This is a genomic window from Paracoccus sp. MKU1, from assembly GCF_001447385.1.
Lineage (GTDB): Bacteria > Pseudomonadota > Alphaproteobacteria > Rhodobacterales > Rhodobacteraceae > Paracoccus.
Genome location: NZ_LLWQ01000187.1, coordinates 1 through 11,892, shown reverse-complemented (window position 1 = coordinate 11,892; position 11,892 = coordinate 1). Strand labels below are relative to the sequence as shown.

Genomic DNA, 11,892 nt, shown 5'->3' with positions numbered 1-11,892 from the left:
CTCAGGCCTTCTTGCGCTTCTTCTGGCGATAGACATCGGCGACCACGGCGGCGACGATGATGACGCCCTTGATCATCTCCTGGTAATAGGCGTCGAGGCGCAGGAAGGTGAAACCCGAGATGATGACGCCGAAGATCACCATGCCGATCATCGTGCCCAGGATCGAGCCGCGCCCGCCGGTCAGCGACACGCCGCCGATCACCGCCATGGCGATGGCGTCGAGCTCGTACATGGTGCCCATGCCGGCCTGCGCCGTCAGGCCCCGCGCGGCGACCACGATCCCGGCCAGGGCCGACAGGAGCCCGGCAATGGCATAGATCTTGACCAGCTGGCGCTCGACATTGATGCCCGAGACGCGCGCCGCCTGCGGATTGGCGCCGATGGCATAGGTGAACTTGCCATAGCGGGTGTATTTCAGCGCCACGTGAAAGATCAGCGCCACCGCCAGGAAGATGAAGACCGGCATCATGCCCTTGCCGATGGCGGCGAAGCTGTCCGTGGGGAAGCTGATCGGCTGGCCCTTGGTGTACCATTTGGCAAAGCCGCGCGCCGTCACCATCATGCCCAGCGTGGCGATGAAGGGCGGGATCTTGGTATAGGCGATCAGCGCGCCGTTGATGATGCCGCAGATCAGCCCGAACAGCAGCCCGACCAGCAGCGGCACCACCACCGGCAGGCCGGTCAGCTCGGGATAGATCGCCCGCTCGTAGCCGGCGGCCTGCGCAAGGCTCATCGAGATCATCGCCGTGGCTCCGACGATGGAGCCCGAGCTGAGGTCGATGCCGCCCGAGATGATGACCTGCGTCACGCCGATGGCGATGATGCCCACCACCGAGACCTGAAGGATCATGATCGACAGCCGCTGCCAGTTGCCCAGAAACGATTGCCCCTGCATGATCCAGCCCAGGATCTCGAAGGTCAGGCAGATGCCGGCCAGGACCAGCAGGATGTTGAGTTCCGCCGGCAGCCGGTAGGGCGATCCGGTCGGGGTCGCGGTGGTCTGCGAAGTTGCATTCATTGTCGTTCCTCCTCCCCGCAAGGCGTCAGCGCGCCGCAAGGTCCATAATCCGCATCTGGTCCGCCTCGGCGCGCGCCAGCTCGCCCGAGACATGGCCTTCGTGCATGACGACGATGCGGTCGCTCATTCCAAGAATTTCCGGCAGTTCCGACGAGATCATCAGGACTGCCACGCCCTCTGCCGCGAGGCCGGTGATCAGGCGATGGATCTCGGCCTTGGCGCCGACATCGATGCCGCGCGTCGGTTCGTCCAGGATCAGGATGCGCGGCTTGGTCAAGAGCCAGCGCGCGATCAGCAGTTTCTGCTGGTTGCCGCCGGACAGGTTCTCGACCGTTTCGTGCAGGCTGGGGGTCTTGATCCGCAGCTTGGCGGCCATCTCCTCGGCCAGCCTGCGCACCTGCCGTTCCTGCACCATCCCCGCCTTGACATGGCTGCGGGTAATCAGCGCCGACTGGATGTTCTCCAGGCAATCGAGGATCAGGAAACAACCGGTCTCCTTGCGGTCCTCGGTCAGGAAGGCGATGCCGTGCCCCATCGCGGCGGCGGGGCTGGCAATGCGCACCGGCTTGCCGTCGATCAGGATCTCGCCCGAGGCGGCGGGTTTCACGCCGAAGATCGCCTCGGCGACGTTCGAGCGCTTCGAGCCGACCAGCCCCGCCAGACCCAGGATCTCGCCCCGGCGCAGGGTGAAGGAGACGTCGTGGAACACGCCCGGCAGGGTCAGGTTACGCAGCTCCAGGACGGTCTCGCCGATCTCGCAGTCGATCTTGGGGAACATCTCGGTGATCTCGCGCCCTACCATCATGCGGATGATGTCGTCGCGGGTCACGTCGCTGCTGGCATGGGTGCCGACATATTTGCCGTCGCGGAAGACGGTGAACTCGTCGGCGATCTCGAACAGCTCGTTCATCTTGTGGGTGATGTAGACGATGCCGATGCCGCGCGCCTTCAGGTCGCGGATGATGGCGAACAGGTGCTCGACCTCGCGCTCGGTCAGGGCCGAGGTCGGCTCGTCCATGATCAGCACGTCGGAATTGTAGCTGACCGCCTTGGCGATCTCGACCATCTGCTTCTCGGCCACCGTCAACTCCGAGACCGTCGCCGCCGGGTCGAGCTGGATGTTCAGCCTTGCGAACAGGTCGCGCGTCATCTGGTTCATCCGGGCATGGTCGATCAGCCCCAGCCGGTTCCTGGGCTCGCGGCGGATCCAGACATTCTCGGCCACCGTCATCGGGTTCATCAGCGCCAGTTCCTGGTGGATCATGGCGATGCCCTGTTCCAGCGCGTCCAGCGGCGAGTCGAGCTCGACCGGCTGGCCGCGCAGCCGGATCTCGCCGGCATCCGGCTTCTGTATGCCGGCGATGATCTTCATCAGCGTCGATTTCCCGGCGCCGTTCTCGCCCATCAGCGCATGAACCGTGCCGGGCCGGATGCGCAGCTGTACGCCGGCCAGGGCCACGACCCCGGGAAATGCCTTGGTGATGTCATCGGCTTCCAGAATGTATTCGCCTTGCCAGGCACTCGTCCGGTCAAGCATCGGCTCCCCCTTTCTTTTCAGGTCAGGCAGGGCGGGCGCGGCGCCCGCCCCGCCGCAAGCGTCAGTTCCGGGAAAGGAACTCGTCCGCCGTCTCCGGGGTGACGAGTTGGAAGGGGATGTAGACCCGCTGCTCGACCGGCTCGCCGCGGGCAAGCTTCAGCGCGGTATCCACCGCGCCGGCGCCCTGCCCCGCCGCATCCTGGAACACGGTCACGTCCAGGTCGCCCGCCTTCATCGCCGCCAGCGCGTCCTGCGTCGCGTCGATGCCGCCGATCACCACCTCCTCCATGGCGCGGCCCGCCGCCTTCAGCGCCTGGATGGCGCCGATCGCCATTTCGTCATTGTTCGAGATCACCGCGTCGAACTCGGTCCCCGCCGAGAGCCAGTTGGTCACCAGATCGGTGGCGGCGGTGCGCTGCCAGTTCGCCGTCTGCTCCTGCACGATGGTGATGAAGCTGCATTCCGGCGTCGCCAGCACGTCCTTGATGTCCTGGGTGCGGATACGCGCGGCCTGGTTCGACAGCTCGCCCATCAGCACCACCGCCTTGGCCTCGGTCTTGCCCTGTTCCTTGAGCAGCCGGCAGATCTCCTGCGTCTCCAGCGTGCCGGATTCCTTTTCGTCCGAGGCGACGAAGGCCTGGCCCTCGGGCAGGCTGTCCAGGTTCACCGGCTGGCGGTTGACGAAGACCAGCGGGATGCCGGCGTTCTGCGCCGCCGCGCTCATGGCGATGGTGGCATCGGTATCGACCGGGTTCACGATGATCGCATCGACGCCCGAGGCGATGAAGTTCTCGATCTGGTTCAGCTGCTTGCCGACGTCGTTCTGCGCATCGTCGACCTGGATCGTCACGCCGTCCAGCGATGCCGCGTGCTCCTGCATGCCGTTGCGCAGCACGGTCAGGAAATTGTCGTCGAACAGCGCCATGCTCACACCGATGTTCTCGGCCATGGCCGCGCCCGAGACCGAAACGGCGCAGGCGGTCGTCAGCAGAAATGCTCTCATCCTTGTCCTCCCAATCTGTTCCGCAGGCCCCTGGCCCGCCCGGGAGCGGCGGATGCCGATATGCGATCCCGCTCCCCAACCGGACCGCGGTTCCTCATCCCGCGGGCCGTGCAGGAGACTTCGGCCAGAAAGCGATTCCGGTCAAATGCTTTGAGATGAATTTTCCATCATGGATGATAGAATAGTATCGAGTTTTGATATTTTTCCATCATTTTTGATCAGAGGCTTTCGGGCGTCACCACCAGCGAGGTGACGAAGCGTTGCCCGGGATTTTCCGCCATGCCATGTTCCAGCACATGCGCCACGGCGCTCAGCAGGTCCGCCGCCAGCGGTTGCAGCGGTGTCGCCAGCACCACCGAGACCACGCCCTGCATCAGCCCCTGGCGCGATTCCGGCGTCAGTTCGTTCACGATCAGCGCCACCTTGCCGCCCAGGCCCAATTCCTGGATCGCGGCAATGGCACCTTCCATGCCGCCGCCGGCGCAATAGATGCCGGCAAGGTCCGGGTGGCGCGCGGCGATTTCCAGCGTCGTCTCATAGGTCAGCTGCCGGGTCTCGAGGTTGATCATCGTGTCCAGAAAGGCGATCTCGGGTGCGTATTCGCGGAAATAGCTGCGAAACCCGGCCTCGCGCAGGTCGTGGCCGTGAAAGCGGTGGCCGCCGATGAACAGCGCCAGCTTGCCCGGATGGCGCATGATGCGATGCATCAGCCAGGCGGCGGTGCGTCCGGTCTTGAGATTGTTGGTGCCCAGATAGGCCTCGCGCACCCCGGCGGCAAAGTCGGACAGCAGCGAAAACACCGGGATGCCGCGACCGCGCAGCATGGCAACGGCCGAGGTCACGTCATGATGGTCGATGCCGGTCGCTGCGACGGCCTGCACCTTGCCGGCCATGCCGGCGATGGTTTCGGCGAAATCGGCCGGCGACTGGCCGGGCGAGAAGCGGATGGTCAGCCGCCAGCGGCGCAGCGGATCATGGCGCGCGGCCTCGTGGATGCGGGCGGCGAAATCCTGGTAGAAGGCATGGCGCTCCTTTTGCAGCACGATGCCCAGGTGCAGTTCGGGCACATGCGCCAACGCTCGCGCCCGGATCGCCGGGGCGGCGTGATAGCCGACCGCCTCGGCCGCCTCGGAAACCTTGCGCGCGGTTTCCTCGCGCACCTTGGCGCGGCCGTTCAGCACGCGATCCACCGTCGCAACGCTGACTCCGGCCGCCTTGGCCACATCCTCGATCGTCGGGCGTCCCGGCATGTCTTCCCTCATCCTTATGAGGTAAACCGTGATGGAATCCTTTCAGGATTGCAATGCCCGGCAGAAGGGTTTCACCCCATGCCCAGGGGATCGCGGCGCCAGCGCGCGCGCTGGCGGTCGTCGCGCAGGCTCCACAGCGCGATGACGCCCCAGCTGGCGCAATACAGCAGGCCCAGCCCCAGCACCAGCCAGCCCGGTATCGGGCCGATGGCGGCGCGCTCCAGCAGTTCGCCGAAGGATTGCAGCGCGGCGGGATGCACCACCAGCTTGCCCAGATAAGCCGCGGTCTGGATCAGCAGGATCCAGAAGTAATTGCGCCGGATCCGCCTGCCGATGGCGGTGCGCAGGCTGACGTGATAGACGGGATGGCGGTAATCCTCGGCCAGCCGGTCCTGCCAGCCGGAATCGAGCCGTATGTCCCCCTCGCTCAGCATCGGCGCCATGAAGTTCAGCTCCATCCAGCGGCAGCGGGCGCGCCAGACGTTGAAATAGCGATAGCGCCGGGCCTCCAGCATCAGGAAGAAGATGATGAGGATGCCGACCAGCACCAGCGGCAAGGGCGAGGCCTGGGGCGAGGAAAAGGTGATCGACAACGCCACCCCCAGCGTCACCACCGACCAGTTGGTGGTGGTGTCGAGCCGCGTTCGCCAGATGGTCGAGCGATAGATCTCGGCCCGGTAAAGATGCGCCAATGCCCCGATTTCCGCCGTGTCCAGCGGTTTGCGACTGTTCCTCTGCCCGTCCATATGCGCGTTCTCCCTGCCTTGCAGCTTGGCAGGGGACGGCTTTCGGGGCAAGTGCCCGCTTTCCAGGCAGGCAAGGCGAGCGGCGCCGGCCCCCCTCATTCCCCCGCGCGCTTGCGGGTCAGCGAGAACTTGTAGGGCGAGACGCCGTATTGCGTCCGGAACACCTTGGAGAAATACGAGGACGAGCTGAAGCCGCAGGCCACCGCCACCTGCATGACGCTGAGATTGGTCTCGGTCAGCAGCGAGCGGGCATGTTGCAGCCGCACCTTGTTGAGATATTGCAGCGGCGTGGTGTCCAGGTAGCGCTGGAACAGCCGCTCCAACTGGCGGCGCGAGATGCCCAGGTGGCTGGCGCATTCGCCCAGATCGACCTCGTCCTCGACATGGGCCTCGATATAGGCCACGGCGCGGATCAGATGGTCGTTGCGCGTGCCCAGGCGGACGGAAAGCGAGCTGAGCTGCTCGTCCTCGCCGCGCCGGATCTGGCCCAGCAGGCACATGTTCATCACCGCCTGGCTCAGCTCGGCGCCGTAGTAATCCTCGATCAGCTTCAGCGCCAGTTCGGCCGAGGCGACGCCGCCGGCGCAGGTGACGATGCGGTCGTCGATGCAGAAGATGCGCCGCTCGGGCGCGAGGTCGGGATATTTCTCGGTGAAGTTCGGGATGTTCTCCCAATGCAGGGTGAAGCGGCGGTTGTTGAGGATGCCGGCCCGGGCCAGCGCATAGGCGCCGGTGCAAAGCCCGCCGACCGTGCCGCCATGGCGCCATTGTTTGCGGATCCAGTCGGTCAGCTCGGTGCTGCAACCCGCATCCGGTTCGACCCCGCCGCAAACCAGCACGTAATCCGAGGCCGGCGCCTCGGACAGCGGCGCGTCGGGCACCAGCGGCACGCCGTTCGAACAGGTGATCGGCGCCCCCGTCTCGCTGTGGATGCGCCATTTGAACAGCAGCCTCTCGGTCAGCTGGTTGGCCACGCGCAGCGGCTCGATCGCCGAGGTGAAGGCCAGCATGGTGAAGCGCGGCATCAGCACGAAGGAAATCGTGATCGGCGCCCGGGGCGGCGTCGAAAGCTTCACATGGGCAATGCCCCGCGCGATATAGCGTTCGCTGTCGTCGGCAACAGATTGCGACACGATACCTTTCCCGAATGCTGCGCCCGGGCCGGCGGACCGGGCGTCAGCTTCGCATTGCCACAAGGCACGGGGCGCTGCCAAGCCCCCCTGCCGGTCCGGCTTTCCCGCCTTCAGCGCAGCGTCTTGCGCTTGGTCTCGGGCGCCCAGAGGATCGACAGGATCAGCCCCAGCAGCGGAAATCCCGCCATGATCAGCAGCGACGCCGAGGCGCCGAAGACCTGCAACGACACCGGCAGCAGATAGACCGCCGAGGCCGCCGAGATGCGCGAGAAGGCGGCCGAGAAACCCACTCCGGTCGAACGCAGCCGGGTGTCGAAGATCTCGGCCGGATAGACATACTGGATGTTGTTCGCGGCTGGCGCGATGAACATGTAAAGCCCGAACAGCGGCACCACCAGCCACAAGGGCGCCTGCGGCATCAGGCCGATGGCCAGGAGTGCCGCGAACATGACGGCGAAGGTCCAGATGACAAAGGACCGCCGGCTCAGCCAATGCAGCAGCAAGAGGCCGAAGACCGCGCCCAGGATCTGCAAGGCGTTCAGCCACAGGTCGACCGTGGTCGCATCCCTGATGCCGAGCGCGTCGAAGACCGGGCCGATGAAGGTGAAGATGGCGAAGAACGGACCGACCTGGCAGAACCAGAACAGGCCGGAATAGAGATGCTGGAAGCGGTTCTCGCCCACAAGCAGCTCTTTCGGCGAGGCGTGGGCCTTTTCCAGCTCGACCGCGGGGATGGTATAGCCGGGGCCGAAATGCCGCTCGACGACGGCGCGGGCCTCGGCCTCGCGGCCGCGCGCCTTCAGCCACATCGGCGTCTCGGGCAGGCCCATGCGCAGGATGAAGGTGATGATCGCCGGCACCGCGCTGGTCGCCAGCAAAAAGCGCCAGTCGCTGCCGGTGTAAAGGCTGCCGACCACGAAGGCGATGGTAAAGCCCACCTGCCAGCCGACGGCGAAGCTGCCCAGCAGCACGCCCCTGCCCTTGCGGCGCGAGAACTCGGCCAGGACCGAGGTGCCGACCGCGTATTCGACGCCGATGGCGAGGCCAAGCACCAGCCGCAGCGCCACGAGCTGCCAGACCTCCTGGACGAAAAGTTGCAGGATCGACAGCACCACGAAGGCGGCAAGGTTCCAGGAGAAGACCGGGCGCCGGCCATAGCGGTCGGCAAGGCTGCCGAAGAACAGCCCGCCGATGAAGACGCCGATCAGCGCGCTGGCGGCGATCAGGCCCTGGCTGACGGCCGACAGGTTCAGCTCGCTCCCGGCCAGCGCCAGCGACGGGCCGACGATGCCCAGCACGTAACCGTCCAGTGCCGCGCCGCCCAGAACCGCTGCCGCCGCCAGCAGGTGAATCGGCTTGAGCGGCGCCTCGTCCAGGCTGACAGGCCCCGAGGCATCCTGCGGCCAGGCCGCGTCTTGCGTCGTCGTCAGATACATAGCTCCCCCCAGATCTGCCATGCGGCCACCGGCCAGGACGGCAATCGCCGCCCGGCTTTGGCCCCCTGCCACGGGTGGTAACCCGGTCAGTTTCCCATCCGAGGCGAGATTTGCGACGCTTGGCGGAAATGAAGCGACCTTGTCCCGGCGCGGTGCCGGGGCGCTAAGGCGGCGCTAGAACAGCCCGTGGCTGCCACCGACAGCGCCGATCGCCGCCACGACCGACAGCGCCAGCAGGATGCGGTGCATCCGGGCCAGCCGGGCGAAATCGCGCCCCGGCTCGCGCGACTGTTGCATGCGCCGATGCAGGAACAGCGGCTCGACCACGCAGAGCAATGCGGCAAAGACCAGCCAGACCGCCAGCATGGCGTGCATCCACCAGAACCCCGCCTCGGTGAAGCGGTGCCACATGTCGCCGCGCCAGACCATCCACAAGCCGCTGGCCCCGGCCAGCAGCACCCAGAGCCGGGCCTGCGGGGCGAAGCGGCCCTCGATGCGGTGAAAGAAGTGCAACCGCTCCGCCGCCGGGAAGGCGGCGGCGATGGCGGGGATCAGCACCGTGGTGACGAAGGCCACGCCGCCGATCCAGAACAGCACGGCGACGACATGGACGATCCGCGCCAGGGTGAAGTCGTCCATGGCCCGCCCTGCCTCAGGCCGCCAGCAATTCGTCGGCCGGGCCGAAGAATTCGTAATGGATCCGGTCCGAGGGCACACCCGCCAGCGACAGCGCCGCCACCGCCGCGCGCAGGAAGGGGCGCGGGCCGCAGATGTAGTAATCCGCCTCGCTGGCCGGAGTGTTGGCGAGCAGCCATTCCTCGGTGATCAGCCCGGCATGGTCGTAGTCGCGGCCCGCGACCTCGTCCGCCAGCGGCGTCTGGTGGAAATCGGTGACGGCGATCTGCGGCCGGCCCTCGGCCAGCGCCCGCACATGGGCGCGCATCGCATGGGTATCGCGGTCATGCGTGCCATGGATGTAATGCACCGGCACCTGGGCGGCCGATTGCACCAGCGCCTCCAGCATGGCGACCATCGGCGTCAGCCCCACGCCTCCGGACAACAGCACCACCGGCCGCTCGGGGTGTTCGGGCAGGAAGAATTCGCCCGCGGGCGCGGCCACCTTCAGCACCGTGCCCGGCGCCTGCTGGTGCAGCCAGCCCGAGGCCAGCCCCTGCGGCTCGCGCTTGACCGAGATGCGATAGGTCCGGCCGTTCGGCGCGGCCGAGATCGAATAGTTGCGCTTGGCCGGGGCATGGCCGGGGATCTCCAGCCAGAAGGTCAGATACTGGCCCGGCTTGTGCGCCATCACCGGCCCGCCATCGACCGGGCGCAGGATGAAGGAGGCGATGGTGCTGCTTTCCCGGACGATCTCGTCGATGCGGAAGTCGCGCCAGCCGTTCCAGCCGCCCTCCACGGCCAGCTGCTCGTCATAGATCCGCCGCTCGCGCGCGATCAGGATATTGGCGAGGAACCAATAGGCCTCGCCCCAGGCCTCCAGGATCTCGTCGGTGGCGGCCTCGCCCAGCACGGCGCGAATGGCGCCCAGCAGCGCCTCGGCGACATGCGGGTAATGTTCGGGCAGGATCTGCAAGCCGACATGCTTCTGGGCGATGCGTTCGACCGCCGGCACCAGCGCCGTCAGGTTGTCGATATTGTTGGCATAGGCCAGGATCGCCCCGGTCAGTGCGCGCGGTTGCGCCTCGGACCCGCCCTGATGCGACTGGTTGAACAGGTCGCGGATTTCCGGGTTCCGGAACATGCGCGCATACATTTCGCGCACGACATCAAGGCCATGCGCCTCGAGCGCGGGAACGGTGGCTTTGACCAGCGCAATGGTTTGCGCGCTCAATGGCTGCGGCATGCATTTTCTCCTGCAAGGTTGCACGGCGGGGATTCCGGCCGCGACTCAAAACATGTATCGTGGGTACATCTATCCTTGCCGCCAGAAACATGCAATCAGGATACATGTTTTATCGGAGTCCGCGATGCGCCTGACGCGCTATACCGATTACGCCATGCGCGTGCTGCTGTATCTGGGCCGCGAGCCCGAGCGGCTATGCTCGATCGGCGAGATCGCGCAGGCCTATGGCATCTCGCAGAACCACCTGATGAAGGTCATCAACGATCTGGTGCATGCCGGCTTCCTGGCCAGCCTGCGCGGCCGCAACGGCGGCATCCGGCTGGCCCGGCCGCCGGCCGAGATCAATATCGGTGCGCTGGTGCGCCATACCGAGGACGATTTCGACCTGGTCGGCTGCGGCAGCTGCATCATCGCCCCGGCCTGCGGGCTGACCTCGGTTCTGGACGAGGCGATGGCGGGCTTCATGGCGGTGCTGGACGGCTACAGCCTGGCCGATGTGCTGGCGCGGCGGCCGGATTTCTCGCATCTGCTGAATCCGGTCGCGCCGCGCGAAGCGGTGCGGTCCTGACCAGGATCAGGCGCCCTGCCCTGCATCCCGTTCCCGAAAGGCCCAGTCCTGAAAGGCCTGGGCGTTCTCGGCCAGATCGGCGGGCTGCGGATCGTTGGCCAGCAGGTAGTAGCCGTAATTCTCCAGCACCGTGAGCGGCGACAGCCGCACCAGCCGGCCGCTGTCCAGATCGTCGCGGATCATTGCCAGCGGGCAAAGCGCCACTCCCTGCCCGGCCAGCGCGGCGGCGCGCAAGAGGTTGAAATCCTCGAAGACCGGCCCGGCCTCGTCCGGGCCGATGCCGTTGCCCGCCCGCAAAAGCCAGGCGCGCCAGGCGGATGTGTCGGTATCGTGCAAGAGCCCCGCCGCCTTGATCTCGGCCGCCGAGGGCGGCGCCTCGCCCAGTCCGGGCAGCAGCGAGGGGTTGCAGACCGGCGCGCTTTCGCCGGGCAGAAAGGCCATCACCCGCACCCCCGGCAGGACCGGCGGGCCGTCGGCGAAGACGAAGGCGAAATGCGTGCTGCGAAAATCGATCTCCTGCCCGTGCATGGCATAGACCACCCGCAGCGCCAGGTCGGGATGCGCCTGCCGAAAGCGCGAGAGCCGCGGAATCAGCCAGCAGATCGCGACCGAGGGGATAGCGGCGATCACCAGCGGCTGCCCCTGGCCGGCGCTGCGCACCCGCTTGCAGGCGGCCTCGATCTCGGCCAGCGACAGGCTCAGCGTGCGCGCAAGCTCCTGCCCGCGTGGCAGGATGCGCGGCCGCGGCCCCGAGCGGTCGAACAGCGCCACGCCCAGAAATTCCTCAAGGTGGCGGACCTGATGGCTGACGGCCGATTGGGTAACGAACAGCGCCTTCGCTGCCTCCTTGAAGCTTTTCATCCGGGCGACCGCCTCGAAGGCGCGCAGGGCGTTCAGCGGCAAAAGCGACATGGGCGTTCCGGAACCGTTTGAGATTTTCTCAAGTGAAGCATGAGAAACCGTCTTTTGACAAGAGCCCCTCCCGGCCCGATCCTGCCGCCATCCGAACCCCAGAAAGACGAAAAGGACATCCCATGCACCGCGACAGGCTTCAAAGTTTCGTCGGCAATGGCGAGAAGGCGTCGCCGACCTTCACGGCGGCGGAGATGCAGCGCCGGCAGGATGCGATCCGGGCGCATATGGCGCAGGCGGGCATCGATGCGGCGCTGTTCACCTCCTATCACAACATCAACTATTACGCCGATTTCCTCTATTGCCAGTTCGGCCGCCGCTACGGGCTGGTGATCGACCACGACAAGGCCACCACCATCAGCGCCGGCATCGACGGCGGCCAGCCCTGGCGGCGCAGCTTCGGCGGCAACATCACCTATACCGACTGG

The 11,892-nt window shown here is 66.4% G+C and carries 12 protein-coding genes; 2 read left to right on the top strand and 10 right to left on the bottom strand.

The annotated features are described in order from the left end of the window. Position 1 precedes the first annotated feature (1 nt). The 9 genes from AQY21_RS15370 to hmpA form a co-directional block, all read right to left on the bottom strand. Complete coding sequence (locus tag AQY21_RS15370; RefSeq protein WP_058098502.1) at positions 2–1,018, bottom strand: ABC transporter permease; 1,017 nt, start codon at positions 1,016–1,018, stop codon at positions 2–4. Positions 1,019–1,043: 25 nt separating this feature from the next. Continuing rightward, positions 1,044–2,555, bottom strand: a complete 1,512-nt coding sequence (locus AQY21_RS15365; RefSeq protein WP_058098501.1) for a sugar ABC transporter ATP-binding protein — start codon at positions 2,553–2,555, stop codon at positions 1,044–1,046. 61 nt (positions 2,556–2,616) lie between these two features. After that, positions 2,617–3,558: a sugar ABC transporter substrate-binding protein gene (locus tag AQY21_RS15360; RefSeq protein WP_058098500.1), complete on the bottom strand. Its 942-nt coding sequence runs from the start codon at positions 3,556–3,558 to the stop codon at positions 2,617–2,619. Positions 3,559–3,776: 218 nt separating this feature from the next. Next, positions 3,777–4,808, bottom strand: a complete 1,032-nt coding sequence (locus AQY21_RS15355) for a LacI family DNA-binding transcriptional regulator (RefSeq protein ID WP_058098499.1) — start codon at positions 4,806–4,808, stop codon at positions 3,777–3,779. Positions 4,809–4,879: 71 nt separating this feature from the next. After that, entirely contained in the window at positions 4,880–5,554 is a 675-nt protein-coding gene (locus AQY21_RS15350) for a DUF2270 domain-containing protein (protein WP_058098498.1), read from the bottom strand. Positions 5,555–5,649: 95 nt separating this feature from the next. Beyond that, complete coding sequence (locus AQY21_RS15345) at positions 5,650–6,687, bottom strand: GlxA family transcriptional regulator (RefSeq protein ID WP_058098497.1); 1,038 nt, start codon at positions 6,685–6,687, stop codon at positions 5,650–5,652. A 110-nt stretch (positions 6,688–6,797) separates the two neighbouring features. After that, entirely contained in the window at positions 6,798–8,144 is a 1,347-nt protein-coding gene (locus AQY21_RS15340; RefSeq protein WP_238986799.1) for an MFS transporter, read from the bottom strand. 153 nt (positions 8,145–8,297) lie between these two features. Next, positions 8,298–8,762: a hypothetical protein gene (locus AQY21_RS15335; RefSeq protein ID WP_058098495.1), complete on the bottom strand. Its 465-nt coding sequence runs from the start codon at positions 8,760–8,762 to the stop codon at positions 8,298–8,300. 13 nt (positions 8,763–8,775) lie between these two features. Then, positions 8,776–9,984, bottom strand: a complete 1,209-nt coding sequence (gene hmpA, locus AQY21_RS15330; protein ID WP_058098494.1) for an NO-inducible flavohemoprotein — start codon at positions 9,982–9,984, stop codon at positions 8,776–8,778. 124 nt (positions 9,985–10,108) lie between these two features. Between hmpA and AQY21_RS15325 the strand changes: the two genes are divergently transcribed. Further along, positions 10,109–10,552 (top strand): Rrf2 family transcriptional regulator, encoded by a 444-nt coding sequence (locus AQY21_RS15325; RefSeq protein ID WP_058098493.1) that lies wholly within the window; start codon positions 10,109–10,111, stop codon positions 10,550–10,552. 6 nt (positions 10,553–10,558) lie between these two features. Here AQY21_RS15325 and AQY21_RS15320 read toward each other — a convergent pair whose 3' ends face one another. Continuing rightward, positions 10,559–11,464: a LysR substrate-binding domain-containing protein gene (locus tag AQY21_RS15320; RefSeq protein WP_058098492.1), complete on the bottom strand. Its 906-nt coding sequence runs from the start codon at positions 11,462–11,464 to the stop codon at positions 10,559–10,561. A gap of 122 nt (positions 11,465–11,586) precedes the next feature. On the opposite strand from AQY21_RS15320, the gene AQY21_RS15315 reads away from it, so the two are divergent. After that, positions 11,587–11,892, top strand: a 306-nt coding sequence (locus AQY21_RS15315) for an aminopeptidase P family N-terminal domain-containing protein (protein WP_203416517.1), incomplete at its 3' end; no start/stop codon positions are given.

Excerpts from the sequence above, each read along its gene's own strand:
- AQY21_RS15370 (WP_058098502.1), bottom strand. The coding sequence starts at position 1,018 with ATGAATGCAACTTCGCAGACCACCGCGACCCCGACCGGATCGCCCTAC.
- AQY21_RS15365 (WP_058098501.1), bottom strand. The coding sequence starts at position 2,555 with ATGCTTGACCGGACGAGTGCCTGGCAAGGCGAATACATTCTGGAAGCC.
- AQY21_RS15360 (WP_058098500.1), bottom strand. The coding sequence starts at position 3,558 with ATGAGAGCATTTCTGCTGACGACCGCCTGCGCCGTTTCGGTCTCGGGC.
- AQY21_RS15355 (WP_058098499.1), bottom strand. The coding sequence starts at position 4,808 with ATGCCGGGACGCCCGACGATCGAGGATGTGGCCAAGGCGGCCGGAGTC.
- AQY21_RS15350 (WP_058098498.1), bottom strand. The coding sequence starts at position 5,554 with ATGGACGGGCAGAGGAACAGTCGCAAACCGCTGGACACGGCGGAAATC.
- AQY21_RS15340 (WP_238986799.1), bottom strand. The coding sequence starts at position 8,144 with ATGGCAGATCTGGGGGGAGCTATGTATCTGACGACGACGCAAGACGCG.
- AQY21_RS15335 (WP_058098495.1), bottom strand. The coding sequence starts at position 8,762 with ATGGACGACTTCACCCTGGCGCGGATCGTCCATGTCGTCGCCGTGCTG.
- hmpA (WP_058098494.1), bottom strand. The coding sequence starts at position 9,984 with ATGCCGCAGCCATTGAGCGCGCAAACCATTGCGCTGGTCAAAGCCACC.
- AQY21_RS15325 (WP_058098493.1), top strand. The coding sequence starts at position 10,109 with ATGCGCCTGACGCGCTATACCGATTACGCCATGCGCGTGCTGCTGTAT.
- AQY21_RS15320 (WP_058098492.1), bottom strand. The coding sequence starts at position 11,464 with ATGTCGCTTTTGCCGCTGAACGCCCTGCGCGCCTTCGAGGCGGTCGCC.